Source organism: Gordonia heveisoli (genome assembly GCF_030315745.1).
Classification (GTDB): domain Bacteria; phylum Actinomycetota; class Actinomycetes; order Mycobacteriales; family Mycobacteriaceae; genus Gordonia.
Genome location: NZ_JASXSH010000024.1, coordinates 1 through 25,883, shown reverse-complemented (window position 1 = coordinate 25,883; position 25,883 = coordinate 1). Strand labels below are relative to the sequence as shown.

24 protein-coding genes are annotated in these 25,883 nt (G+C 67.4%); 8 read left to right on the top strand and 16 right to left on the bottom strand.

The window, feature by feature from the left end:
* Positions 1 to 6 precede the first annotated feature (6 nt).
* Complete coding sequence (locus tag QSJ18_RS17640; protein ID WP_286327937.1) at positions 7 to 1,293, bottom strand: adenylosuccinate synthase; 1,287 nt, start codon at positions 1,291 to 1,293, stop codon at positions 7 to 9.
* A gap of 83 nt (positions 1,294 to 1,376) precedes the next feature.
* Between QSJ18_RS17640 and QSJ18_RS17635 the strand changes: the two genes are divergently transcribed.
* From QSJ18_RS17635 to QSJ18_RS17625, 3 genes are all read left to right on the top strand, one after another.
* Positions 1,377 to 2,033 carry a hypothetical protein gene (locus QSJ18_RS17635; protein ID WP_286327936.1) on the top strand — a complete coding sequence of 219 codons (657 nt, stop codon included), beginning with the start codon at positions 1,377 to 1,379 and terminating at the stop codon, positions 2,031 to 2,033.
* Positions 2,030 to 2,872 carry a site-2 protease family protein gene (locus QSJ18_RS17630; protein ID WP_286327934.1) on the top strand — a complete coding sequence of 281 codons (843 nt, stop codon included), beginning with the start codon at positions 2,030 to 2,032 and terminating at the stop codon, positions 2,870 to 2,872. The genes QSJ18_RS17635 and QSJ18_RS17630 overlap by 4 nt, the downstream gene beginning before the upstream one ends.
* A 92-nt stretch (positions 2,873 to 2,964) precedes the next feature.
* A complete protein-coding gene (locus tag QSJ18_RS17625) occupies positions 2,965 to 3,321 on the top strand; it encodes a VOC family protein (RefSeq protein WP_286327933.1) in 357 nt (118 codons plus the stop codon).
* A 9-nt stretch (positions 3,322 to 3,330) separates the two neighbouring features.
* Here QSJ18_RS17625 and QSJ18_RS17620 read toward each other — a convergent pair whose 3' ends face one another.
* From QSJ18_RS17620 to QSJ18_RS17610, 3 genes are all read right to left on the bottom strand, one after another.
* Positions 3,331 to 4,254 carry a cation diffusion facilitator family transporter gene (locus QSJ18_RS17620; protein ID WP_286327932.1) on the bottom strand — a complete coding sequence of 308 codons (924 nt, stop codon included), beginning with the start codon at positions 4,252 to 4,254 and terminating at the stop codon, positions 3,331 to 3,333.
* A gap of 77 nt (positions 4,255 to 4,331) precedes the next feature.
* The gene (locus QSJ18_RS17615; RefSeq protein WP_286327974.1) at positions 4,332 to 5,435 is read right to left on the bottom strand and encodes an FUSC family protein; all 1,104 of its coding nucleotides are present in this window, start codon (positions 5,433 to 5,435) and stop codon (positions 4,332 to 4,334) included.
* A gap of 14 nt (positions 5,436 to 5,449) precedes the next feature.
* Complete coding sequence (locus QSJ18_RS17610; protein WP_286327931.1) at positions 5,450 to 5,893, bottom strand: DUF3151 domain-containing protein; 444 nt, start codon at positions 5,891 to 5,893, stop codon at positions 5,450 to 5,452.
* 190 nt (positions 5,894 to 6,083) lie between these two features.
* Between QSJ18_RS17610 and QSJ18_RS17605 the strand changes: the two genes are divergently transcribed.
* The gene (locus QSJ18_RS17605; RefSeq protein WP_286327930.1) at positions 6,084 to 8,150 is read left to right on the top strand and encodes an Rv0361 family membrane protein; all 2,067 of its coding nucleotides are present in this window, start codon (positions 6,084 to 6,086) and stop codon (positions 8,148 to 8,150) included.
* Positions 8,147 to 8,488, top strand: coding sequence for a hypothetical protein (locus QSJ18_RS17600; RefSeq protein WP_286327929.1), 342 nt, complete (start codon positions 8,147 to 8,149; stop codon positions 8,486 to 8,488). The genes QSJ18_RS17605 and QSJ18_RS17600 overlap by 4 nt, the downstream gene beginning before the upstream one ends.
* Positions 8,489 to 8,624: 136 nt before the next feature.
* Here QSJ18_RS17600 and fbaA read toward each other — a convergent pair whose 3' ends face one another.
* A complete protein-coding gene (fbaA, locus tag QSJ18_RS17595; RefSeq protein ID WP_286327928.1) occupies positions 8,625 to 9,659 on the bottom strand; it encodes a class II fructose-bisphosphate aldolase in 1,035 nt (344 codons plus the stop codon).
* A gap of 133 nt (positions 9,660 to 9,792) precedes the next feature.
* On the opposite strand from fbaA, the gene QSJ18_RS17590 reads away from it, so the two are divergent.
* Positions 9,793 to 10,515, top strand: a complete 723-nt coding sequence (locus tag QSJ18_RS17590) for a DedA family protein (protein ID WP_286327927.1) — start codon at positions 9,793 to 9,795, stop codon at positions 10,513 to 10,515.
* A 19-nt stretch (positions 10,516 to 10,534) separates the two neighbouring features.
* Here QSJ18_RS17590 and QSJ18_RS17585 read toward each other — a convergent pair whose 3' ends face one another.
* From QSJ18_RS17585 to QSJ18_RS17575, 3 genes are read right to left on the bottom strand one after another with little or no spacing between them, the layout of a single operon-like run.
* Positions 10,535 to 11,248 (bottom strand): TrmH family RNA methyltransferase, encoded by a 714-nt coding sequence (locus QSJ18_RS17585; protein WP_286327926.1) that lies wholly within the window; start codon positions 11,246 to 11,248, stop codon positions 10,535 to 10,537.
* A gap of 34 nt (positions 11,249 to 11,282) precedes the next feature.
* Positions 11,283 to 11,843, bottom strand: a complete 561-nt coding sequence (pyrE, locus tag QSJ18_RS17580) for an orotate phosphoribosyltransferase (protein WP_286327924.1) — start codon at positions 11,841 to 11,843, stop codon at positions 11,283 to 11,285.
* A gap of 53 nt (positions 11,844 to 11,896) precedes the next feature.
* Positions 11,897 to 12,907: a type III secretion system chaperone family protein gene (locus QSJ18_RS17575; protein ID WP_286327923.1), complete on the bottom strand. Its 1,011-nt coding sequence runs from the start codon at positions 12,905 to 12,907 to the stop codon at positions 11,897 to 11,899.
* Positions 12,908 to 13,140: 233 nt separating this feature from the next.
* Here QSJ18_RS17575 and QSJ18_RS17570 point away from each other — a divergent pair, with 233 nt between their 5' ends.
* Positions 13,141 to 14,376, top strand: coding sequence for a M20 family metallopeptidase (locus QSJ18_RS17570; protein WP_286327973.1), 1,236 nt, complete (start codon positions 13,141 to 13,143; stop codon positions 14,374 to 14,376).
* Between the two features lie 127 nt (positions 14,377 to 14,503).
* Here QSJ18_RS17570 and QSJ18_RS17565 read toward each other — a convergent pair whose 3' ends face one another.
* The 8 genes from QSJ18_RS17565 to kdpF all read right to left on the bottom strand — a co-directional run bounded on the left by QSJ18_RS17565 (position 14,504) and on the right by kdpF (position 24,789).
* Positions 14,504 to 15,820, bottom strand: a complete 1,317-nt coding sequence (locus tag QSJ18_RS17565; RefSeq protein WP_286327922.1) for an MFS transporter — start codon at positions 15,818 to 15,820, stop codon at positions 14,504 to 14,506.
* 521 nt (positions 15,821 to 16,341) lie between these two features.
* Positions 16,342 to 16,740 (bottom strand): PPOX class F420-dependent oxidoreductase, encoded by a 399-nt coding sequence (locus tag QSJ18_RS17560; protein ID WP_286327921.1) that lies wholly within the window; start codon positions 16,738 to 16,740, stop codon positions 16,342 to 16,344.
* Positions 16,741 to 16,763: 23 nt separating this feature from the next.
* Positions 16,764 to 17,450, bottom strand: a complete 687-nt coding sequence (locus QSJ18_RS17555; RefSeq protein ID WP_286327920.1) for a response regulator — start codon at positions 17,448 to 17,450, stop codon at positions 16,764 to 16,766.
* The gene (locus tag QSJ18_RS17550; protein WP_286327919.1) at positions 17,447 to 20,020 is read right to left on the bottom strand and encodes a sensor histidine kinase; all 2,574 of its coding nucleotides are present in this window, start codon (positions 20,018 to 20,020) and stop codon (positions 17,447 to 17,449) included. Before QSJ18_RS17550 ends, QSJ18_RS17555 begins: the two co-directional genes overlap by 4 nt.
* Before the next feature lie 38 nt (positions 20,021 to 20,058).
* Positions 20,059 to 20,703: a potassium-transporting ATPase subunit C gene (locus QSJ18_RS17545; RefSeq protein ID WP_286327918.1), complete on the bottom strand. Its 645-nt coding sequence runs from the start codon at positions 20,701 to 20,703 to the stop codon at positions 20,059 to 20,061.
* A gap of 8 nt (positions 20,704 to 20,711) precedes the next feature.
* A complete protein-coding gene (gene kdpB, locus QSJ18_RS17540; protein WP_286327972.1) occupies positions 20,712 to 22,850 on the bottom strand; it encodes a potassium-transporting ATPase subunit KdpB in 2,139 nt (712 codons plus the stop codon).
* Positions 22,851 to 22,861: 11 nt separating this feature from the next.
* Positions 22,862 to 24,685 carry a potassium-transporting ATPase subunit KdpA gene (gene kdpA / locus QSJ18_RS17535; RefSeq protein ID WP_286327917.1) on the bottom strand — a complete coding sequence of 608 codons (1,824 nt, stop codon included), beginning with the start codon at positions 24,683 to 24,685 and terminating at the stop codon, positions 22,862 to 22,864.
* A 5-nt stretch (positions 24,686 to 24,690) separates the two neighbouring features.
* Complete coding sequence (kdpF, locus tag QSJ18_RS17530) at positions 24,691 to 24,789, bottom strand: K(+)-transporting ATPase subunit F (protein WP_286327916.1); 99 nt, start codon at positions 24,787 to 24,789, stop codon at positions 24,691 to 24,693.
* 328 nt (positions 24,790 to 25,117) lie between these two features.
* On the opposite strand from kdpF, the gene QSJ18_RS17525 reads away from it, so the two are divergent.
* Positions 25,118 to 25,693 carry a DUF6611 family protein gene (locus QSJ18_RS17525; protein ID WP_286327915.1) on the top strand — a complete coding sequence of 192 codons (576 nt, stop codon included), beginning with the start codon at positions 25,118 to 25,120 and terminating at the stop codon, positions 25,691 to 25,693.
* Positions 25,694 to 25,883: the final 190 nt, after the last annotated feature.

Below are 25,883 nucleotides of genomic sequence, written 5' to 3'. Positions count from 1 at the left end.
AGGGGATCAGGCGATCTCTCGACGCACGATCGTCTGCTCGCGGCCGGGGCCGACGCCGATGCAGGAGATGTAGGCCCCCGACAGCTCTTCGAGCCGGAGGATGTAGTCCTGGGCGTTCTTCGGTAGGTCCTCGAAGGTCTTGCACTCGGAGATGTCTTCCCACCAGCCGGGCATCGTCTCGTAGATCGGCTTGGCGTGGTGGAATCCGGTCTGCGTCATCGGCATGTCCTCGACGCGTTCTCCGTCGACCTCGTAGGCGACACAGATCGGGACCCGATCCAGACTCGACAACACGTCGAGTTTGGTCAGGAAATAGTCGGTGATGCCGTTGACGCGGGTGGCGTAGCGCGCGATGACGGCGTCGAACCAGCCACAGCGCCGGGCGCGCCCGGTGGTCACGCCGACCTCGCCACCGGTCTTGGCGAGGTACTCACCCCACTCGTCGAACAGTTCGGTCGGGAACGGTCCCGATCCCACGCGCGTGGTGTAGGCCTTCAGGATGCCGAGCACGGTGGTGATCTTGTTCGGGCCGATACCGGCGCCGACGGCAGCGCCGCCCGCGGTCGGGTTCGACGACGTCACATACGGGTAGGTGCCGTGGTCGACGTCGAGCAGGGTGCCCTGCGAACCTTCGAGCAGGATCGTCTCGCCGGCTTCGAGCGCCTTGTTGAGCAGCAGCCGGGTGTCGGCGATGCGGTGTTTGAACCCCTCCGCCTGGGTGAGGACCTCATCGACGACCTCGGCCGGGTCGAGCGCCCGGCGGTTGTAGATCTTGACGAGGATCTGGTTCTTGAGTTCGAGCGCCGCCTCGACCTTCTGGCTGAGGATCTTCTCGTCGAGGACGTCGGCGACCCGCACGCCGACGCGGGCGATCTTGTCCTGGTAGCAGGGACCGATGCCGCGGCCGGTGGTGCCGATCTTCTTGTTGCCCAGGAATCGTTCGGTGACCTTGTCGATCGCCACGTGGTAGGGCATCAGCAGGTGCGCGTCGGCCGAGATCAGCAGGCCGGTCGTGTCGACGTCGCGATCTTCGAGACCGCCGAGTTCGGTCAACAGCACACCCGGATCGACGACGACACCGTTGCCGATGACGTTCTTGACGCCGGGGGTGAGGATGCCGGACGGGATCAGGTGCAGGGCGAAAGTGTCGCCGGAGGGCAGCACGACGGTGTGCCCGGCGTTGTTACCGCCCTGGTAGCGGACGACCCAGTCGAGCTTCCCGCCGAGAAGGTCGGTGGCTTTCCCCTTGCCCTCGTCGCCCCATTGGGCTCCGATAAGCACGATCGCGGCCATGTCGGGTGCTCCTTATTACTCTGTGACGCGCTCAGACAACCTGTCCAACACTACTGGTTCACGTCGGTGGATACGCTATCCGCGTGCCGATAGCGCTCATCTCACAGTCCGCCCCCGCCGACGACAAGCCCGCCGTGAAGGCCGCTGTCGCCGCCGCGCTGGCCGATCCGACGGTCACCCGGCTGGTCGTGCACCCGCAGATCGTGCACCCGGTTGCGCCCACCGTCGAAGATGAGACGGACTTGTTCTTCGCGCAGGTCCTGGCCGTATTGATGACCTCGGAGCGGCTCGATGTCGAGGTTGCGTTGGTGGCCGAGCAGGCCACCGCGGGCACCCGCAGGCTGGGTTTGCCGCACGGTCGGGCGGCGTCCGAACTCGCCTCGCACGGCACCGCCGTCGACGTCCCGCTCATCCGCGACGACGCGGCAACTGTTCTCGTCGGCCGGGCGCGTCATCTCGGTGTGGACGGGCACAAGCTGCACGGCGAGACCTACGTCGACAATGTGCGCCTGTTCACCGGCGAGGTGCGGGGTATCCGGATCGAACCGGACGGCGACGCGCCTGGGGTCCGGGCACGGGTGGAGCGGCCGCTGCGGGCGGGGCGCTGGGTCAGCGGCCGGGCGGCCCAGACCGGCGGCACCAACATCGTCGTCGAACGCGAGGGCGTGCTGAATCCGCGGGTGGTCAAACGGTCGACGTACTACCCGCATCACGTCGATCTGAAGCTGGTCCGCGCGTGACCCCTCCGGTGTGGGGCGCGCCTCGACGTCCCGGGATGGGTGAGATCGTCCGCGCGGTACGGCCGGGCCCGGTGTTCGGCGGACTCGTCGTCGTCGCGGTGGTCGGCGGCTGGCTGTGTGCGCGCGCCGAACCCGGCCGCAACGGTGAGGCCGTCGGCGGCACGATCTTGCTGGTGCTCGCCGGGTGGGTGATCTCGTTGTGCCTGCACGAGTTCGCGCACGCCGTCACCGCCTTCCGATTCGGTGACCGCAACACCGAGGTCCGCGGCTATCTGACGCTGAACCCGTTGCGCTACACCCATACCGGCCTCTCGATCGGGCTGCCACTGTTGATCATCCTGCTGGGCGGCATCGGTTTTCCCGGAGGCGCGGTCTACGTCCAGCAGGCCGGGTTCAGCCGGGCCGAGCGCACCACCGTGTCGTTGGCCGGACCGGCGACGAACCTGGCGATCGGGGCGATCCTGCTCGGTGTCGTGGCCGCCTTCGGGTCCACCGACGGTACGTGGATGACCGGCGGACTGTTGATCGGGTCGGACCACATCGTGTTGTGGGCGGCCCTGGCGATGCTGGCATTCCTGCAGATCACCGCCGCGATCCTCAATCTCATCCCGATGCCCGGCTTCGACGGGTACGGCGCGATCGAGCCCTACCTGTCGGATCAGACGCGGGTGTCGGCGAACAAGATCGCGCCCTACGGGTTCCTGATCGTCTTCGCCCTACTGTTCATTCCGGCACTCAACAAAGCCTTCTTCGACGGCATCTACGCGCTGTTCGAACTGTCCGGCGTGCCGTCGGAGTTGTCGAGTTACGGCTGGTATCTCTTCGCCTTCTGGCGCTGACCGCCCGACGATCGGGGACCAAAGACCCACGGCCGCAGCCGGTGTACCGACTTACGATGCCGATATACGCACAGTTTTCCGGGAGGTCTGCGGTGAGCGAACACCAGGTCAAGATGATCGTGCTGTCCACGGACGACATCGACGAGTCGATCGCGTTCTACCGCGACACACTCGGCATGCCGCTGAAGTTCCGCGACGGAACGCATTTCGCCGCGCTCGACGGCGGTGGCATCACGCTCGCGCTGGCGACCGCGGTCGACCATCCTATCCACGGGCAGGTGGTCGTCGGGATCAAGACCGACGACGTCGATGCCGCGGCGAAAGCGATCGAAGCCGCGGGCGGCGGGATAGTCAGCGGCCCGTACGACGACGCCCATGAACGTCGCGCCGTCGTCTACGACAACAAGGGCAACGGACTCGTCTTCTACAGCCCGCTGGCGCGTTCCTGACGGGCACACTCACCAGGTGAGTTCGTCGCGGCATCGCTTCTGGGAGCCAACCGGATCCACCTGAATGGTCGCGTGATGCAGTCCGTGGCGCGCCAGTACCTGCTGCGCCCCGGCGAGTACCTGCGCGTTGGGACAGCCGCTGCCCAGGTGGACGGTTGCCACATCCATGCCGGTGGTGAGCGACCAGACGTGCAGGTCGTGAACATCGTCGACGACGTCGAGGTCGGCGAGTTCGGCACGCAACGCCTCGACGTCGACGTGGGCGGGCGCCTGCTGATTGAGGATGCGCAGGGCGTCGGTGGCCAGGCGCAGGGCGCGGGGTACCACCCACAGGGCGATGAGGACGGCGACGATCACGTCGGCATATCCCCAGCCGGTGGTCAGGGCCACGACACCGGCGATGAGCACCCCGACGCTGCCCACCGCGTCGGCGAGCACCTCCAGGTAGGCGCCGCGAACCGCGATGGATGCTTTCGAGTCGGCGCGTAGCAGCAGCATCACGATCACGTTGATCGCCAGCCCGATCAGGGCGACGACGATCAGCGTCATCCCGGGCACCTCGGGGTCGGTACCGAGGCGGGCGACGGCCTCGTAGAGCACGAAGGCGGCCACCCCGATGAGCAGGAGCGCGTTGGCCACCGCAGTGAACACCTCGGCGCGATGCCATCCGAAACTACGGACGTCGGTGGTGGCGCCGTGCCGTGCGAGCAGGAGCGCGACCAGACCCATGACGAGTGCGACCACGTCGGTCAGCATGTGCCCCGCATCGGCGATCAGGGCCAGCGAATTGACGGCGATACCGGCGACGAGTTCGACGACGAAGAAGCCGCCGATCAGCGCGACGGCCAGGGCCATCGGCCAGATGCGACGGTGCCCGTCGGCGGCGACATCGGCGGCCGACGGTCCATGCGAATGTGAATGCGAATGGCCCATGACCCCACCAATGTATGCAGACTTTCGCATATATTGCAAGGATTGCTCCCCCTTGCGGAACCGCCGGTACAGCCCCGTCAGCGCAGGGTGGCCAGCGCCGACGATCGGCGCAGCCCGGCGACCATGAGCAGGTCGACGAGCAAGGACCGGATCTCGGCGAGCAGCGCGGTCTCGGACATGTCGCTGCCGTCGGCGAGTTCGCGCCGGGCCTTGCGGGCGATGCTGCGCAGCGCACGCGCCGCGTCGGCCTCGTCTGGTGCGGCACCGGGTGGCGCCATCATCATCGCGCGCAGGGTTTCGAAAGCGTCGGCGATGTCGGAGATGATGTCGATGATCTCCGGCCGGACAACCTCGCCACGCTGCGATTTCGCCAAGGCGCGGCGGGCGATGATCCGGAAGTTGCGCACACCGTTGTCGATCGGGTCCGCAGTGGCCGCGATCCGGCCGATCCGCTCACGCGAACTCCAGTAGAGCGGCGACATCGTCGCGATCTCGCGGCCGCCGCGCATATCCGAGCGCATGGTGTTGATCGCGCCCTGCGTGCCACGGGCGGATTCCAGGGCCGCGGACACCTGCTCGGGGTCGGCGTCCCGCAAGCCCTGCGCGAGGCCGTGGGCGGCGTCGCGGATGTCGGCGAGCACACCGGCCGCGTCGCGCACCGCACGGGTGGCCGGATTGGCCGGCAGCAGCACGCTGACCAGCAGACCGATCAGCCCGCCGATCAGCGCGTCGATGGTGCGATGGAAACCTGCCACTCCCCCGGGCGGCAACAGGGTGGCCACCAGGGTCGCCGACGACGCGGCCTGCATGGGGATCATCTTGCCGTCGTCGAGAAAGACGGCGACGGTCATCGCGAGCGCGACCACGACGATGATCTGCCAGGAGCCGGTGCCGATCTGGCCGATGATGAGGTCGCCGATCAGGATCCCGATGATCGCCCCGCCGACCAGTTCCAGCGACCGGCGCCAGCGCTGGCCGAGTGCGAGTCCGAGCGAGATGACCGCGGCGATCGGCGCGAAGAACGGCTGGATGTGGTGGAACACGTGGATCGCCACCCACCAGGCAAGACCCGCGGCCAGCGCGCACTGCGCGATCGGCAGCATCGACAGCCGCAGGCGGCGGAGCCGTTGCCGCAGCGGGGCGGGCAACGCCGCGAAGACCCGGCGCGGCCAGCCGGTCACCGCGGCGAGTGCGCTCACTCCAGGCCGAGATGCGCGATCGCGGTCGGATCGCTGTCGTTGAGCAGGTCGAGGCAGCGCAGGTATTCGTCTTCCTCACCGATCGCCTGCGCGGCCCGCGCCAGCACGCCGACGGCCCGCAGGAAGCCCTGGTTGGGTTCGTGGCTCCACGGCACCGGGCCGAAGCCCTTCCAGCCGTGGCGACGCAGCTGGTCGAGTCCGCGGTGGTACCCGGTACGTGCATAGGCATATGCGGCGATCACGCCGGCGACGTCGGGTTCGGCGCCGTCGGTGGCGGCGTTGATGGCCGCTTCGGCCAGATACGCCCACGCGATCGAGGCGGTCGGGTGGGCGGCGGCCACCTCGGCCGGGGCCGCACCGTTGAGCAGGTCCGATTCGGCCTCGTCGTCACCGGTGAGCAGAACCGGCTGGGGCCCGAGCAGATCTCCGAAAGAAGTCACCCGTCCATTCAAGCATCGACCGACGCTCGACGACCGCCCGGCGGGAAGGTGACGGCAGGTTCAGCCAAACGCCGGAGTGCTCGACGGGAGGGGTATTCGCTAGGGTGAAGGGCGCGATCGGAGACCTGACGCAGCATAAGCCAGGTCCGGCGCACCGACTCACGATGTACGGAAAGCGGGGTGACGATCAGTGCCGTCATCAGAGGACGCGAAATCCGCTGTCACCAAGGCTTTCTCGACGGTTCGTCGGCTGGCCGAAGAACGACGCACCCGACGCGCGACGTCGGCGGGGTCGTTCGCGCGACCGCAGACGGCGCAGGGCCACGCTACCCACGTCCCCACCTCCGATCCGGGCGACACGCCCAAATCCGGCAGTGACGCGACCGACCGAGCCACCCCGACACCGGCGGACACGCCCGTGCGACCCACCTCGACCAACTCCCCCCAGGACACCCCCGCCGGATCGACCGGCGACCGCAGAGAGGCTGACGACTCCGCCGTGCACGATCCGACCGACACCCCGACCCCGGATTCCAGCGACAAGCCGGAGTCGCCCGCCCCGACGTCGCGCCCCACGCCTCGCGGCGGCCGCGGCATCGACAGCGCCACCAAGGTGATCCGCCGCGATCAGCTGCCGTCTTTCGACGACCTCCCCCCGCTGGAGGACATCGACACCGTCGCCGCGACCGACTTCGCCGACGACGACAGCTCTGCCGAGGCCGAGCTCAACGAGTCTGCTGAGCCCAACGAGCCTGTCGACGCCGATTCCGGCGACGATGCGGCAGCCGAGAACGCGGGCGAGCTGGACCGGAACACGGCGGACGAGCCCACCCCAGCAGCCGATGAGACTGGCGCTGATGAGACTGGCGCTGATGAGACTGGCGCTGATGAGAATGACGACACCGACGGCACCACCGCCGCCGTCGCGGGTGCCGCGGTCGTGGCCGTGGCCTCCGCCGGGGCGGTCGCAGCAGCGGTGAGCGGCGACGACACCGACGAAGACGCAGGGGCAGCGTCCGCCGGCGACAGCGCCCCCGAGGAGAACGCCCCCGGGGAGGACGCCACCGGGGAGGACGCCACCGAGACCGACGCGACCGCCGCGGATGAGGCGGCTGCCGAGGAGACCGGAGACGATCCCGGAGACGCAGCACCGGCCGGGGCAGCCGTGGAAGAGGTTGCGGCAGCCGACGAAACAGAAGACGTCGCGGCCGAGGACGTCGCGGCAGAAGACAGGGCAGCAGAAGACAGGGCAGGGTCGGCCCCCGAGGCAGACGTCGACGCCGTCGAGGCTGAGGGCGCCGACAACGAGGGCGCCGACAACGAGGCTGCCGACAACGAGGCTGCCGACGACCAGACAGGCGCCGACACCGACGCTCCCGAATCCGCGGAGTCCGACACCGCCGAGTCCGAAGAAGCCGAAGATCCCGAGGCAGAACAGTCCGGGGCAGGAGCCGACGTCGAGGCCACCACCGACGACACCGAGTCCGAGGAGCCCGCCGAGGCTGTCATCGAGGGATCGGACGAGGCGACCACCGCATTCGCGGTGCCCCCCGACACCGAGACCCCCGACGCGGAGACCAAGGTCATCAAGACCGGTCCTGCGGTGGCTGCGGCGGCTGCGGCCGCGGCAGCTGCGGCATCGGCGAAGGCGTCCAAGTCCCCGTCCAAGCCGTCGTCCAAGCCATCCCCCGCGCCGGCACCCACGGCCTCCGCACCCCAGCAGGCCGCACCCCAGCAGACCGCCACCGACGCCGAGTGGACGACGACCGTTCACGAGACGCCGAAGGTCATCCCCGGCGACCAGGGGGCCTCGACAAAGAGCACGACAAAGAGCAAGAAGGGCTGGCTGATCGGCGCGGCCGCGCTGGTCGTCATCGCGGTGGGTGTGGTGATCGCGCTGGTCGTCGCCCTGGGCGGCAGCGAGGAGCCCGTCGAGGACCAGGCCGCGGCGGCCGCACAACGGTACGTCACCGCCTTCTCCACCGGCGATCTGCCCACCTTGCTCGACGTCACCTGCGGCGACCGGCTCAAGCACTTCCAGAGTTTCACTCCGCAGGACTTCCAGAGCACCTACCTCGCGCAGAAGAACCGCAACGAGTTGACCCGATTCGGGGAGATCAAGGCGGTACGCGTCGACGGCGATCAGGCCACGGTGGAGATTCTCGCCGCCGACGGCGCCGACACTCAGCTGCAGGCGGTGGGCCTCATCCTGATGAAGACCGACGGCACCTGGAAGGTCTGCACTCCGAAGCAGTGAGCCACGTCAGACCTGCCGCCCACGAAACGCCTGCCGGTCCGGTCGCGGAGCCGGGCTCCCGGCGTGTCTTCGATCCGGTGGCACATCGAGCCGCGCAGCCGACGCAACGGTTGTCCGTGGTGACACCACCTGCGTGGAAGGTGTCGCAGGCACCCAACACAGCGCAAGCACCCAACACAGCGCAGGGGCCCAGCACAGCCCCACCTCTACCCCGACGTTCCGAACGCGTCCACCCGGCGCCCCGCCGGGCGTCGGCGACCGATCCGCAGGTCATCGTGGCTGCCGCGGTTCTCATCGCGCTCGCGGTGGCGGTCCTGGTCGGTCTCGCCACCATGTGACCGGAGTGCTCCGACTCGTGAGCACCGCCCGTCACCCAGCCGCGGGACACACAGCAAAAGTGACACAAAGCCAAAGTGACACAAAGCAAAGGGCCGCCACAGATGCGTGGCGGCCCTTGCTGTGCGCGGGTGACGATCAGGCGCTGATCGACTTGCCGTTCGACTTGAGGTCGTTGCAGGCCTCGACGACGCGCTCGGACATGCTGGCCTCGGCCTTCTTGGTCCAGCTGCGCGGGTCGTAAACCTTCTTGTTGCCCACGTCGCCGTCGACCTTCAGGACGCCGTCGTAATTGGCGAACATATGGCCGGCCACCGGGCGGCTGTAGGCGTACTGGGTGTCGGTGTCGACGTTCATCTTGACCACGCCGTAGCTGAGCGCCTCTTCGATCTCGCTCTTGAGCGAGCCCGAACCGCCGTGGAAGACGAAGTCAAAGGGCTTGGAGCCCTCGGCGAGACCGAGCTTGGCGATGGCTGCCTTCTGCCCGTCGTCGAGCACCGACGGCTTCAGCTTCACGTTGCCGGGCTTGTAGACGCCGTGCACGTTGCCGAAGGTCGCGGCGAGCAGGTACTTACCCTTCTCTCCCACGCCGAGCGCGTCAATGGTCTTCTCGAAGTCCTCGACCGAGGTGTACAGCTTGTCGTTGATGGCGTTCTCGACACCGTCTTCTTCACCACCGACGACGCCGATCTCGACTTCGAGGATGATGTTGGCGGCCGCCGACTTGGCCAGCAGCTCCTGTGCGATCTGCAGGTTCTCATCGATCGGCACGGCACTGCCGTCCCACATATGCGACTGGAACAGCGGATTCTGACCGGCCTTGACGCGTTCGGTCGAGATCTCCAGCAGCGGACGGACGAAGCCGTCGAGCTTGTCCTTGGGGCAGTGGTCGGTGTGCAGGGCGATGGTGACGTCGTACTTGGCGGCGACGACGTGCGCGAACTCGGCCAGCGCGACCGAACCGGTCACCATGTCCTTGACGCCGAGACCGGAACCGAACTCGGCACCACCGGTCGAGAACTGGATGATGCCGTCGCTACCGGCGTCCGCGAAACCCTTGATCGCGGCGTTGATCGTCGACGACGAGGTGCAGTTGATCGCCGGGAATGCGTAGCCGCCCTCCTTCGCCTTCTTGTACATCTCGGCGTACTGCTCGGGAGTGGCAATGGGCATTTCACGTCCTCCAACCGGGTAGGTTTTCGCGCTGGCGAGTCGATCACTCCCGATCAGTATGTCAAGCCTGTTCCACGCCCGCGCAGTGCGCCCGGAGCAGGACATTTCCGTCGACGCGCTATCCTTGGACCCCGTGATCGATACTGCGCTGGCCAGCACCACGACCAACGTCGCCCTCATGCCGGGCTTCCTTGACCCGGTGACCCTCCTCGGCTACTTCGGCAGCTGGGCTCTCGTGGGTCTGCTGCTGGTCATCCTGATCGAATCGGGTGTTCTCTTCCCGGTGCTGCCCGGTGATTCGCTGTTGTTCGTCGCCGGCATGGTCGTCGCCGCAGGTGGCAAGGAAGACATCGAACAGTTCGCCTCATTGTGGGAGCTGCTGATCTACATCCCGATCGCGGCGATCATCGGCGGACAGATCGGCTACTGGATCGGCCGCTACGTCGGCACCAGCATGTTCAAGCCGGATGCCCGGTTCCTGAAGGATCGCTACCTCACCGAGGCACACGAGTTCTTCGAGAAGCACGGCCCGATCACCATCTTCCTGGCCCGCTTCGTGCCGATCGTGCGCACCATCGCGCCGATCGTCGCCGGTGCGGCCCGCATGAAGTACTCGGTGTTCTTCATCTACAACGTCGTCGGTGCGATCGTCTGGGGTGCGGGTATCACCCTGCTCGGCTTCTGGCTGGGCCGGTTCGAGGTCGTGCAGAAGCTCATCGAACCGATCTTCATCCTGATCGTGCTGCTGTCGGTGGCCCCGATGCTCATCGAGTGGTATCGCCGTCGCCGCGCCGCCAAGAACGCCCCGGACACCGTGGCCGACGCGGCGCTGGAGGATCAGACCGACGCCGTCTGACGGTTCGGAGCGCCCGAAACTACCAAGCCCTGCCGAGGTCGGCGTGTGCGCGTACCCACGCGTGCATGGCGATACCGGCGGCCACACCCGCGTTGATACTGCGGGTCGAGCCGAACTGGGCGATGGACACGGTCAGTTCCGCATATTGCTGAGCGTCGTCGCTGACGCCGGGTCCTTCCTGGCCGAACAGCAGCAGGCAGTTGCGCGGCAGGTCGACGGTTTCCAGTGGCTGCGCACCGGGCGTGTTGTCCACGGCCACCACGGTCAGTCCCTGCGCCCGCGCCCAGTCGAGCAGATCCCCGACCGTCGCGTGATGCATGAGGTGCTGATAGCGGTCGGTGACCATGGCGCCCCGGCGATTCCACCGCCGCCGGCCGACGATGTGCACGGCCCGCGCGCCGAAGGCGTTCGCGGTGCGCACCACGGTCCCGATGTTGGCGTCGTGGGCGAAGTTCTCGATCGCCACGTGGAAGTCGTGCCGCCGGGTGTCCAGGTCGGCGACGATCGCCTCCCGCGTCCAATACCGGTAGGCGTCGACGACATTGCGGGTGTCCCCCTCGTCGAGCAGTTCCGGGTCGTAGCGCGGATCGTCGGGGACGGGCAGATCCGGATATTCGACGGCCCAGGGCCCGACGCCGACCGCCGGTGCGGTCCCCGACTGCCATTCGGTCGGTCCCGGTTCGTCCGGCTGCGCGCCTGAAGCATCAGGTGGGCTGGGTTGGGATCCGTTCATCCGGGCACCGATCTCCGACGCTGATCGACGCGTGTCAGGCCAGACCGAGGTCGGCGAGGTCGAGCAGCGAACGGTAGGGCACACCGAGTCCGGTGATGACCGCGTCGGCCCCGGTCGCCCGGTCCACCACGGTGGCCACACCGATGACATTCGCACCGGCTTCTCGGGCGGCTTCGACGGCATTCGACGGCGACGCCCCGGTGGTGGAGGTGTCCTCGACGACCAGCACGTTGCGTCCGGTGATGTCGGGTCCTTCGATCCGGCGCTGCATGCCGTGCGTCTTGGCCGCTTTGCGCACCACGAACGAGTCGATCGCCCGGCCGTCGGCATGCATGATCGACGTCGCGACCGGGTCAGCGCCGAGCGTCAGCCCGCCGACCGCCGCGTAATCCCAGTCGGCGGTCAACTCCCGCATCAGTGCACCGATCAGCCGCGACGCCTCGCTGTGCAGAGTGGCCCGCCGCAGGTCGACGTAGTAGTCGGCTTCCTTACCCGAGGACAGCGTCACCTTGCCGTGGACGACGGCCAGTTCACGTACCAGTTCGGCAAGTCGCTGCTTGGCGACGCCATCCACGGTCGGGGTGGTTTCGGGCATGACGGGACACTCACTCTCGCTCGGCGGCGCGGGGATCGGTTCGGGTGACGCGGTCAGTCGCGTTCGGGACGGCTCGGGCGTTCGGCGTTCCGGCGCACCGGCATGGGGCTCAGTCCGCGGGCACCACGGGTGCGCGGCGATGCGGCGGGCCCTGCCGCCGAGGATTCTGCGGCCTTGGGATCGAGGGCCGGTCCCTTGCGGGTGGCGTCGGGCAGGTCGCGATCGTCGGCGGAGACCCGACCGCGGGCCGGGGCATCGGGACGCGACGACGTGTACGGCGGTGGCGTACGTACCGAGGTCGCCGCGGTGCGAGCCGGTCGCTCCGGGGTGGCAGCGGAGGCCTCGGCGGCCCGGCGACGAGCCTTGTCCCGCATCGACTCGGTCTTCTCGTCGGCCAGTTCGGCGCGGGTGGGACCGTGCGGGTCGCGCGGGTCGGGCGGGCCCTCCGGGTCGCGGACCGGTGGCAGCACCCGCAGCAGGTCGGCGAAGCGTCGGACGACGTCCAGCGCGGTGTCCAGGTCACGGCTGTCATTGGTCAGCGGCAGCGAACCCAACGCCCAGTTGCCCTCGTTCCACAGCACCTCGATGTAGGCGGGCGCCTTGGTGGCCAGGGTCACCATCCGGCGGTCGCAGACCCGGCGGGCGACGTCGAGGTTGTTGGAGAACATGACGCGCGGCCCCATCGCCCCGAGGAGTTCGACATCCTCTTCGACGGGCGCGAGCACATCTTCATGCCGCAGGTCGACGACGACCCGGGACGGCGACGACCGGCGCACGCCGACGACGGTCGCGGTGTCGACGAGGTCGAAGACGACCGCCTCGGCGCCCTCATACTCACCGAAGGCGACGTCCTGCACGAGCACGTGGTCGGGGACGTTCATGGTCGCCCGGCGGAAGACTTTGCGCAGCTTCGTATCCGATTCGCGGAACTTGAAGGAGTGCGTATCTCCCCAGACGGCGCGCTGGTGACGTGCGACGCTCGACCGTCGCCGATCCAGCCACAACAGGGCGGCGGCACCGGCCAGGGCCAGCACTGCGATGAGGAAGTAGGCGAAGGTGGTCATCGCGCTACAGCCTACTATCGGCACCTCCCCGATCGCCTCGCACGACCCACATCCGCCCGAATCCGCCCTGTTCCCGCTGCACGGGGACGCCATCGCGCGAGTAGCGCCGACCCCCACCTGCCCCCTGCGGTGCGAGGTGTCGGCCGAGCCGCAGCCGAATCCGACACGAATCCGCCGGCGCTCCACGCTCGCCGGTCACCGCCTGCGAAGATGGCGGGGTGAGTGACGTCAGAATCCCAGCGAGCGGACGAGACCTGACCGACGCCGAGAAGGCGGTGTGCGCACTGATCGACCGCGACTTCATCATCGAGCTCACGTCGGCGCTGATCGAGTCACCCAGCGAGAATCCCGGCGGAACCGAGGCGGGCACCGTCGAGATCCTGCAGAAGGCGTGCCGCGATCTGGGGCTGTCGGTGAGTATCGGCGAGGTCGCGCCCGGCCGCCCCAATCTGATTGCCACGTTCTGGCCGCCTGCCACCGATGCGACCCCTGCCACCGGACCCGGGTTGATGTTCCTCGGGCACTCCGACGTCGTACCGGCCGGCCCCAACTGGACCGCCGACCCGTATCGGGCGCGGCTGACCGACGGCCGGATCTACGGCCGGGGTGCGACCGACATGAAGGGCGGGCTCGCCGCCGTCGTCGCGACGCTGGCCGCATTGCGTGACGCGCACGAGAACGGGCTCGCGCTGACCGGACCGATCCGGCTGGTGTGCACGGTCGACGAGGAGGAGCACGGTATCGGCGTCCGCGACCTCGTCGCGCACCCCGCCGATCACGACTTCCTCGGCTGTATCGTCGCCGAGCCGACCGATCTGCAGGTGGTCCGCGGATGTCGCGGCGCCTCCTACTTCGAGATCGACGTCGCCGGTCGGGCCGCACATTCGGGCCGTCCGTCCGACGGCCGCAGTGCGATCAACGCCGCCGCGCAGATTGTCGGCCTGATCGGGCGGGATCACGACCGACTGGCACAGCAGCTCGACGATCTCCTCGGTTGCGGCACCTGGAATGTCGGGACCATCAGTGGCGGACAAGGCATCTCGGTGGTGGCCCCGATGTGTTCGCTCGGGATCGATCGTCGTCTGATGCCCGACGAGGATCCCCTACTGATAGCCAACGACATCCGAAAAGCCATCGCCGACAGTGGAATTGACACCGACGGCATCGACGTGGAGGTGCGGGTCACGATGGCGATGCCCGGTTTCGCCACCCCCGCCGACCACCCGCTGGTGACCACCGCGGTCACAGCGGTCACCGACGTCGGCGCCGACACCAGCGTCGGCGGCTGGAGCGCCGCATGCGACGGCGGCTTCGTCAGCCGCGATCTCGGCATACCGGCAATCGTGTTGGGCCCCGGCGACATCAACTCCGAGGCCCATCAGCCCGACGAGTCGGTCGCCGTCGACGATCTGGTGACTGCGGCGCGCGCCTACACACTCGCCGCGCTGCGCCTGCTCACGACCCCCTGATCACCGATCGTCCCCGGAAACCTGTCGCCCCGCCCGAAAGTAGGGGAAGAACGTTCCTCCCCGACGTTTGTGTTCCTCCCCTAGATGCACCTCGGGGACGATCGCCAAAGTAGGGGAAGAACAGCGACTAGGAGCCGGCCTTCATTCCGACCAGTTCCCGAAAGTCGTTCTCCTGACTGGGAATATCGGTTCCACGGATCGACGCACCGGCGGTCTCCTTCAGGAAGCAGACCGCGATCATACCGATCACGCAGGCGATCATCATGTACAGCGCGGGGAAGAGATCCCATCCCGACGAGTCGACGACCGCTTCGTTGATGAGCGGTGCGGTACCGCCGAAGGCCGCGGTGGACACGTTGTAGGAGATGGCGAATCCCGCGTAGCGGACCTGGGTGGGGAACATCGCCGGGAAGGTTGCCGAGATCGTCGACAGCTGCGGGATGTAGAGCAACCCCAGCACCACGAATCCGAGGATGGCCCAGGCCAGGCCCTGGCCCATCAGCCAGTACAGCGGCAAGGCGAGCAGGAACAGGCCGATCAGCGACGACCACCACATCGGTTTGCGTCCCACCCGATCCGACCACGAGCCGAAGAACGGGATCACCGCCATCATCGCGAGTTCGCCGATCAGGATGACCAGCGTCGAGGTGTCGGTGTCCATTCCGATGGTGTTCTGCAGGTAGGTCGGCTGATAGGCGAGCAAGGTGTAGTTGGCGACGTTGAGTGCCACCACCATGCCGGACATCACCAGCACCGGACGCCAGTACTCCCGCACGAGGTCGATGATCTCGCGACCCGGTGACGCCTCGATCTTGTCGTCGTCCTCGAGCTCTTCGAAGACCGGCGATTCGTCGACCTGACTCCGCAGGTACAGACCGATCAGGCCGAGTGGCAGGGCGAGCAGGAACGGGAGACGCCAACCCCAGGTCGACATCTGATCGTCGGAGAGCAGCAGATCCAGCAGCAGCACCACGGCCGAACCCATGACGAATCCACCCAGGGTCCCGAATTCCAGGAAACTACCGTACTTTCCACGTTTGTCGTCGGGAGCATGCTCGGCCATGAAGGTGGCCGCACCGCCGTATTCGCCACCGGTCGAGAACCCCTGCACCACCCGGAGCAGGATCAGCAGCACCGGCGCCCACACCCCTGCGACGGCGTGGGTGGGTAGCAGTCCGATCAGGGCGGTGGCCAGTGATATGAGCACAATCGTCAGGGCCAGAACGGATTTACGGCCGATCCTATCCCCGATCGGCCCCCAGATGAATCCTCCGACCGGACGGAGTACGAAGGAGATCGCGAAGCCCAGCATGGTGCCGAGAGTGCCCAGTTCACCGGGGAAGAAGGCGTCGGTCAGATAGGTGGCTGTCGCGGCGTAGACGCCGTAGTCATACCATTCGGTCGCGTTGCCGATCGCCGATGCGGCAATCGTCCTGCGCAGCATACCTTTCTGCGCGGAGTCACCAGTGTCGGCCGAACCCCCCACCTCAGTCCGCCCTGCGGGCGGAATAGGTTCTCGTCGTGCAGATTTCGCCGTCGGAATTCCGTCTGGCATGCGTGTCTCCGTCGTCAAGGTCCGCAGTCTCGCCACGAACCGATGGCGCCCACGCGACTCGACAGACCGGTCGAGCCCTCTTAGATCGAAAGACGGCTGACTACAGCCTCTTTCATGGCCAAATCACCACAGCGAATCCACCGAAGGACTCACCGATTGCAGCGCGGCCGTGGACGTTGTCCCCACTTACCGGGATCGGGTGAACCGATGACACCGGGACCATCGACGCAGAGCGCATTAGTCCCGCGGTGAGCAGAAGAGGCCCACTCGTTAGCGCCGCTCAGCAACCTACTCTTCAGTTCTACCCCGAATCACACCGACGAAACAACCGAACGCCGAACACAATTCGGTCAAGACACGGTTGACCAGCAGTTTTTCAACGGATCGCGTCGGCGTGTCGGAAACCCACGTCACTGCCGTGCGTGAATCGCAATCCCCACAGTGCCCGCCGTTCCACGCCGAACCCGGCTGCCGAACAACAGCACTTTCCCGATCAGTCCGTACTTGCGACCGATGAGATCGCGGACATGTGCGCTGCCCGCCGCATCGAGCACCTCCGCGGTACCGGCAGCGGGCTCACCGTCGACCTTCTTGCCCCGGGCGTCACAAGCCTGCACCACCACCCGGCTGTCCCGGCGGATACGACGCACCTTCCACGACTCGGTCTCCGTCCACACCACCAGCCGGTCACCGTCGACAGCGGCCCACACCGGGGTGTCGACCGCCGATCCGTCCTTCTTGAGCGTCGTCAACCGCACGTACTTGGCCGTGGCCGCGGCACCGAAGTAGGACGCATCGTGGGGGGTCATGGGTCGAGTGTATGGTGCTGGCGTCAGCGCCGGAACCTATATCCCATCCCGGCTTCGGTGATCAGATGGCGAGGCCGAGAGGGATCTGGCTCCAGCTTGCGGCGCAGGCTGGCCAGATAGACACGCAGGTAGTTCGTCTGGTCGTCGTAGTTCGGCCCCCAGACTGCCCGCAGGATCTCCTTCTGCCCGACCAGTTTCCCTTCGTTTCGGACGAGCATCTCCAAGATGCCCCATTCGGTCGGGGTGAGGTGGACCGCCTCCCCCGCCCGGGTTACCGACGTGGCAACGAGGTCGACGGCGAAGTCCCCGACGTCGACGACCGGTTCGGCAGCTTCCGCCGCACTCACCGCCCCGCGCCGGATGGCCGCCCGCAGCCTGGCCAGAAACTCCTCCATGCCAAAGGGTTTGGTCACATAGTCGTCGGCTCCGGCGTCGAGGGCGGCCACCTTGTCCGCCGAATCGGCCCGCGCGGACAGTACGATCACCGGAACGGTCGTCCACCCGCGCAGACCTTCCAGAACGGTCAGCCCGTCGATGTCGGGTAAGCCGAGATCGAGCACGACGACCTGCGGGTTCACCCGGGCCGCCGCAGCCAGCGCGTCAGCACCGGTGGAGGCCGTGGTGACCGCGAAACCGCGGGCGTTGAGATTGATCCGCAACGCCCGCAGCAGCTGCGGTTCGTCGTCGACGACGAGGACGCGGGTGCTCATCGGGCCGTTCCCTCCGAGTCGCGGCCGGGTTGCCCGGACGAAACCGGCGCCGACGTCGGCAGCGACACCACCATGGTGCACCCGCCGCCAGGTGTCACGCGCGCCTGCAGGGTGCCCCCGACCGCACCGACGAAACCCTGCGCCACCGACAACCCCAAACCGACGCCCGACGCCCCACTGTGCTGATCCCCCGACTGGTGGAACGGACTGAACACGCGATCGCGTTCGTCGGCTTCGATACCCGGTCCATGGTCGATGACCTCGACGACGCACCGCGGTGCGGCCTCGGTGTCGTCGGCGGAAGCATCCTCGACGTCGATCCTGGAACGGATCGTCACCTCTCCCCTGCCGTGCCGGACGGCGTTGTCGATGAGATTCGCCAGCGCCCGTTCGAGCAACCCGGCGTCGGTGTAGGCCCATTCCTGGGCGAGATCGACGGTGATGTCGGCGTGGTTTCCGACCCGCGGAACCGCCGCCAGCGCACGGTGAATGACCTCCGCGAGGTAGGTCCGGCGCAGTTCTGGACGTACGACGCCGGCGGCCAGCCGCGACGAGTCCAGCAGGTTGCCGACGATGGCCGACAGATGATCGACCGATTGCTCGATCGTCTCCAGCAGTTCGGCGGTGTCCTCCGGGGAGAAGGTGACGTCAGTGCTGCGAAGGCTGGACACCGCCGCCTTGGCCGAGGCTAGCGGGGTCCGCAGATCGTGGCTGACCGCGGACAGCAGGGCCCGGCGCAGTTCGTCGGCGCGGGTCAGCGCGGCGGCGGCGGCGGCCTCGGTTTCGAGTCGATGGCGGGCGACCGCACCGGCCGCCTGGGTTCCGACAGTGGTCAGGACACGCTGGTCGCGCGCCCCGAGTTCCGGTCCGGTCAGCCACAATTCGAATTCGCCGCCCGGTACCGGGCAGACTGTCACGGCTTCCCGCTCGCGGCGCGGCGCTTCGTCTCCGATGGCCGATTCGACGACGATCTCGCCGCGTGCGGGTCGCCGGACCAGGGTCACCCCGTCCTGTCCGTAGGTTTCGCGGACCCGCTCCAGTAGACCGGGCACGTCGGCACCGGCGAGCACGGCGCTGGAGAACAGCGCCAGCAGTTCCGCGTCGCGACCCGCCTGCTGTGCCTGTCCACGCCGCAGATTGGCCGAATCCACTAGTGCCGCAACGGCGATCGCGATCACCAGCATCACCAGGATGGTGATGAGGTTGTCCGGTTCGGCGACGGTGAAGGTGAAGCGCGGATCGGTGAAGAAGTAGTTCAGGAGAAGTCCGGAGATCACTGCCGACAATGCCGCGGGTGCGACGCCACCGAGCATCGACACCGCCAGGACCGCGACGAAGAAGAGCGCCGTGTCGCTGGCGAAACCCAACCACTGGTCGAGCAGTCTCAGCACGCCGGTCACCAGCACCGGAGCCACCACTGCCGCCGCCCAACTCAGTGGTCGCCGGATCCGGGTCGACCGCGCGGGACGACGCGGGGCCCGCGTCTCCTCGTGGGTCACCATGTGAACGTCGATTCGTCCGCTGCCGCGGACGACGGCGGCGCCGACCCCCTCGTCGAAGACTCGCTGCCAGCGCGGTCGCCGGGACGTGCCCAACACCAGTTGGGTGGCGTTGACTCCGCGGGCGAAGTCGAGCAGCGCGGCGGGCACGTCGTCGCCGACGACGGTGTGGATCTTCGCCCCGAAACCGGCTGCGAGTTCCCGCAACTGCGAGATGTCGACGGTCCGCGGATTGGCGAGTCCGTCCCCGCGTACCACGTGCACGACGACGAGGGCCGCGCTCGACCGGGAGGCGATGCGGCTGGCGCGACGGATCAGCGTCGCCGACTCGGCACCCCCGGTGATCGCCACCACCACTCGCTCGCGCGTCTCCCACGTGTCGGTGATCGAATGTGCTGCACGGTAATCGGCGAGACTGTCGTCGACGCGGTCGGCCAGCCACAGCAGCGCCAGTTCCCGTAGCGCGGTCAGGTTGCCCTGCCGGAAGTAGTTGGACAGCGCGTCGTCGACGCGTCCGCCGGGATACACTTTTCCGGCGACGAGCCGCTGACGCAAGGCCTGCGGGGCGATGTCGACGAGTTCGATCTGGTCGGCGGCGCGAACCACGTCGTCGGGGACGGTCTCGCGCTGGATCACCCCGGTGATCTGGGCGACGACATCGTTGAGGCTTTCCAGGTGCTGGATGTTGACGGTGGTCACCACGTCGATACCGGCGTCGCGCAGTGCTTCGATGTCCTGCCAGCGTTTGCCGTTCAACGAACCCGGCGCGTTGGTGTGGGCCAGTTCGTCGACCAGCGCTACCTGCGGCCGTCGCTCGAGCACCGCGGCGAGGTCCATCTCCGCCAGGACGGTTCCGCGATAGTCGACACGCCGGCGCTCGACGACTTCGAATCCCTCTACCAACGCCGCCGTGGCCGTACGTCCATGTGATTCGACCACGGCCACAACGACATCGACACCCTCATCGACCAGCAGCCGCGCGGTGGCGAGCATCTCATAGGTTTTGCCGACACCCGGGGCACAGCCCAGAAACACCTCCAGGCTGCCCCGAGCGTCGGCTTCGTTACCCATACGTCCAGCCTATCGAGCCGGCGCGCTCGAACGCGTCGCTATCGACATGCGACCGAACCGTGTCCCAGGGCGAGGTTCACCTCGAGTACGTTCACGCGCTCCTCCCCCAGGAAGCCCAGTTGTCGTCCGTCGGTGTGACTGTCGATGATCGCCTCGACCTGAGCCGAGGTGAGGCCATTGGTCCGAGCCAGCCGCGGTACCTGCAGTCGCGCATAGGCGGGACTGATGTGCGGGTCGAGCCCGGACGCCGAACCGGTGACGGCGTCGGCGGGTACCGCGGTGGGCGGCACCCCTTCGCGCCGGGCGATCAGCTGACGACGTGCATCGATCCAGGACCGCAGGTCGGTGTCGTTGGGCCCTTTGTTGCTGGCCGCCGACGCCGCCGGGTCGCCCGGCGACATCGGGTCGTCGGCCGACCCGCTCACCCGGGCGTGGAGATACGGGTCGGGCGCCCCGGCGCGAACCTGCGGGTCGAGCCCGATCAACGACGATCCGACCACACACCCACGTGCGTCGTGGAGCTGCGATCCTTCGGCGGCTCCCGGATCGATACGCGAAAGAGCCCACACCGCAGCGGGATACACCACGCCGAGGATCACGGTCAGCACCGCGAAGATCACCAGGGCGGCACTGCACTGCCGGAGGAAACCGGTGACGACGGAAGCCTGCGAACGAACGGACATCGTGGATGTCACCCCATTCCGGGTAGTAGACGGACGAGAAGATCGATGAGCCAGATCCCCACGAAGGGGGTGATCACGCCGCCGAACCCGTAGATCAGCAGATTGCGTCCCAACAGCCGGCTCGCCGACGACGGATGGTAGCGAACCCCGCGCAGCGACAACGGGATCAAGGTGACGATGATCAGCGCGTTGAAGATCACCGCCGAGGTGATGGCCGACTGCGCCGAACTCAGCGACATGATGTTGAGGGTGTCCAGCTGCGGGTAGATGCCGCTGAACAGGGCGGGCAAGATGGCGAAGTATTTCGCCAGGTCGTTGGCCAGTGAGAAGGTGGTCAATGCGCCACGGGTGATCAGCAACTGTTTACCGATCGCCACAACGTCGATCAGTTTGGTCGGATCGGAGTCGAGGTCGACCATGTTGCCCGCCTCTTTGGCCGCCGAGGTGCCGGTGTTCATGGCCAGTCCGACGTCGGCCTGGGCGAGCGCCGGGGCGTCGTTGGTACCGTCGCCGGTCATCGCGACCAGCCTTCCCCCGGACTGTTCGGCACGGATCAACGCCAGCTTGTCCTCGGGGGTGGCCTGCGCGACGAAGTCGTCGACCCCGGCCTCAGCAGCGATGGCCCGCGCGGTGACCGGATTGTCACCGGTGACCATCACGGTGCGGATTCCCATCGACCGTAGTTGTGCGAAACGTTCTGCCATACCGGGTTTGACCACATCCGAGAGTGCGATCACGCCGAGAACCACCGGCCCACCGGCGGCTACGTGGTCGTGCCGCGCCACCACGAGTGGCGTACCACCACGTCCGGACACCTGCGCGACATCGGCCTCCACCTGGGTGGGCACGGTTCCACCCTGGGCGCGTACCCAGCGCACCACCGCGTCGGCGGCGCCCTTGCGCAGTTGGCTGACCAGCTGGCCATCAGCACTCGTGTCGACCCCACTCATCCGGGTCTCGGCGGTGAAGCCGATGATCTGCCGGGTTGAGTGGACACCGGATTGCGCGGCGGCCACCTCGCCCGAGTCGTCCCGTGGGACACCGAAGTCGGTGACACAGAGGTCGACGATGCTGCGGCCTTCGGGGGTGTCGTCGGCGAGGCTGCACCGGTAGGCGGCGTCGGCCAACTCGGCGATGGGCACGCCGGCGGCGGCCAGCAGATCGGTGGCGCGCCGGTTGCCGTAGGTAATGGTCCCGGTCTTGTCCATCAGCAGGGTGTCGATATCCCCGGCGGCCTCCACCGCACGCCCCGACATGGCCAGCACGTTGCGCTGAACGAGTCGGTCCATACCGGCGATGCCGATGGAGGACAACAGTGCGCCGATCGTCGTCGGGATCAGGCAGACCAGGAGGGCGATCAGTTTGATCGGATCCGGCGACTGCCCGGCGTAGGTCTGCATCGGCCCTACGGCCACCACGGCCAGCAGGAAGATGATGGTCAGGCTGGTGAGCAGGATGTCGAGTGCGATCTCGTTGGGCGTCTTGGCCCGCGCCGACCCCTCGACGAGCGCGATCATCCGGTCGACGAAGCCCTGACCCGGCGCCGTGGTGATCTTGACGACGATCCGGTCGGAGAGCACCACGGTACCGCCGGTCACCGCACACCGGTCACCGCCCGATTCGCGGATGACGGGGGCGGATTCACCGGTGATCGCCGATTCGTCGACCGTCGCGATACCCTCCACGACGTCACCGTCTCCGGCGATCACCTCACCCGCTTCGACGACGATCAGATCGCCGACCCGCAATTGCGTTCCAGGTACCTCCTCGAACGAGCCGTCGCCCTTCAGGCGACGGGCAACGGTGTCCTGCTTGACCTTCCGCAGGCTGTCTGCCTGCGCCCGTCCACGTCCCTCGGCGACAGCCTCGGCCAGGTTGGCGAAGACCACGGTGAACCACAGCCAGGCCACCACCGCCCAAGCGAACAGGCTCGGATGCCAGCAGGCCAGGACGGTGGTCACGATCGCGCCGAGATAGACGACGAACATCACCGGGTTGCGAGCCTGTGCGCGGGGCGTCAGCTTGGTGACGGCCAGCGGCAGCGACGTGACCAGCTGACGGATGTTGAAAGCACCGGTGGTGACCAGCGAGGGGGCGGCATCTTCGGAGGTCGCGGTCGCCGACGCCTCCGGTGCGCGTTCATCCACGATTGGGGCGTTCACAGCAGTGCCTCCGCGATCGGTCCCAGCGCCATCGCCGGGAAGAAGGTGAGTCCGGCCACCAGCAGGATGGTGCCGAACAGGAGTGCCCCGAAGAGCACACCGCTGGTCGGGAGCAGTGAGGCGTCCGGGCCGGTGTCGGCGGAACCCTCGGCCGCATCCCCGGACGCCTCGTCCGCCCGGGTATGTCCGACGACCGGCGTCAGTGCCGACGTACCCCCGCCGACCGCGGCGAGTTCCGGATGTGTCGGCGCCGCCGCGGTTGCCGCGCCTCGTGGACGTTGTCGCGCCAGCAGACCGGCCAGCGCGAGCACCAGCACCATCGGTAGGAAGCGGCCGAACAGCATCGCGAGCCCGAGCGAGGTCTGGAACCAGTCGCTGGTCACGGTCAGACCGCCGAAGGCGCTGCCGTTGTTGTTCGCCGCCGAGGCGAAGGCATAGAGAATCTCGCCGAATCCGTGGATGGCGCCGGGAGATCCGGGATCACCGGTGTTGCCGAGGAATCCGGTGGTGGAACTGAGGATGGCCGTGATCGCGGTGCCGGTGAGCACCAGCGCCGGCATCACCAGCACATAGAGCGCGGCCATGGTGATCTCGTGCTGGCCGATCTTCTTGCCGAGGAGTTCTGGGGAGCGTCCGGCCAGAAGTCCACCGACGAAGACGGTGATGACTGCGAGCACCAGGATTCCGTAGAGCCCCGATCCCACTCCGCCAGGGGCGATCTCGCCGAGCAGCATGTTCCAGATCAACGCACCGCCGCCGGCCGCCGTGTAGCTGTCGTGCGCAGAATTGACGGCACCGGTGGATGTTCCGGTCGTCGAAACGGCAAACAGCACCGAGCCCGGAATGCCGAAGCGTTGTTCCTTCCCCTCCATCATGGCTCCGGCTGCCTGGCCGGCAACCCCGGCGACGTGTGCTTCGGCGATCCACACGATGCTCAGCATGGCGCCCCAGAGGGCAACCATCACGCCCAGCAGGGTGAGCCCCTGGCCACGATCACGCACCATCGTGCCGTAGGTCCGCGTGAGACACACCGGGATCAGCAGCAGCGCCAGGATTTCCACCACATTCGACAGTGGGGTCGGATTGGCGAACGGATGCCCCGCGTTGGCCGACAGGGTCCCGCCGCCGTTGGTGCCGAGCTCCTTGATCGCCTCCTGCGAGGCGAACGGACCGATGAACGAATGCGCCTGTCCGCCATCGAGAGTGGCGAAGTCGAAGCCGGTACGCCAGGACTGGACTACACCCTGCGTCAGCAGGATGAATGCGACGAGCACACTGAGCGGCAACAGGATCCTGATCGTGCCCCGAACCAGGTCGACCCAGAAGTTCCCCAGTTCACCGTCACCGCGCCGGTTTATCAGCGCCCGGATGAACGCGATCGCGACCGCGATCCCGACGGCGGCGGAGACGAAGTTCTGGACCGCCAAACCCAACATCTGTGTCAGGTTGCTCATCACCAACTCCGGCGAGTACGACTGCCAGTTGGTGTTGGCCACGAAGGAGATGGCGGTGTTGAACGCCATCGACGGCGCGATACCCGGCTTGCCGTCCGACCAGGGCAGAACGCCTTGCAGTCGTTGCAGCAGGTAGAGGCCGAGGAAGGAGATGACCGAGAAGGCCAACGCGGCGAGAGCGTAGCCAACCCAGGTCTGTTCTCGGCGCGAATCGATCCGCCCGACCCGATAGATCAGCCGCTCGACCCGCAGATCGCGGGGGGAGGTGAACACCCGCGCCATATAGTCGCCGAGCGGCACGTACACGGCCGCGAGGACGACGACGAGGAAGCCCAGTTGCAGGAATCCGGAAGTTGTGTCGGACAACGCGATCAGAACCTTTCCGGCGAGAGGAGGGCCACGAGCAGGTAGCCGACGACCGCGGTGGCCAGGGCAAGCAGGACGATGTCGGTCACGCCGTCGGCGGTCATCGGTTGATCCTGGAATCGATGCCGCGCACCGCCAGCAGGCAAAGTCCGAAAGCTGCGAGCGCCGCCAGCAGATACACCACGTCGGCCATGGCCGTCCCTTCTCACGTGTCACCACGCGCCGGCAATCGCTCGGCGCCTGCTACAGCATCGGTTCGGCGTCGGCGGTGGCGTCGTTTCTTAACGCCATCCATACGGCGGGCACGCAGATCTTGACGATCCATATGCAGCGGTGGATGGGTCGTCAACGCCGCGTCAAGATCGGGGCTGCCGGTGTGTACATCGCGTCGAGAAATCGGGTACTGCCATCAATTCGGGGTACGCCTGAACCATGACCGAGTTGTCCCAGCCCACACCTGTTGTGCCCGTTGAGCAGCCGTCGAGGCGGCTCACCCTGGCCCGACTGACCCCGCCGGCCCCGCGGTTCGGTCACCCGTTGCGCGGTGGCGACTCGTGGGGGTTTCTGCGGGTGGGTTACGCCCGACACTGGGTGCAGTACCGGCTGGCGGTATATCCACCCGGGACCGCCGTCGGTCAGCGACTTCGGCTGCGGGTCTGGCACAGTGCGCCCATCTGGGCGATGGCGGTGTGGCTGGTGTGCTGGCCGCTGCTGGCCACGACAGGGGTCGCGCCGGTGTGGTCGATCGGGGTGGCCGCGGTGATCGCACTGTGTGCGGTGCTGGCCGCCGCCCGGGCCGCCGGACCGCTGCGCCGGCGGGTGCGGTGGCTGGTCGTCTGGGTCGACGACGACGAGGATCCCGCCGTCGCGGCGCGCGTCGACCGTCTGCTGCGAATCGCCGACGACCTGCGCGTCGCCGATCGCGATCTAGCGGTCGGCCGGATCGACCCGGTGGCACACGAAACCATCTGGGCCCGAGCCTATGACGGGCTCGACATGCAGGACTGACCACCAAGGTCACCGCCACGAAGGGACCCTTCGTGATTGACGGTGCGTCGCACGATGTGGTTCATGATCGAGCATCGCGACCCAGCATCGCCGGGCGACGCAGCATCAACGGGAGTCACGGTGCTGCTGGCGCGACTCGATGATCTGGTCGATGAACTCGCCGAGACGGATTTGACGCGGTGTTCAGATG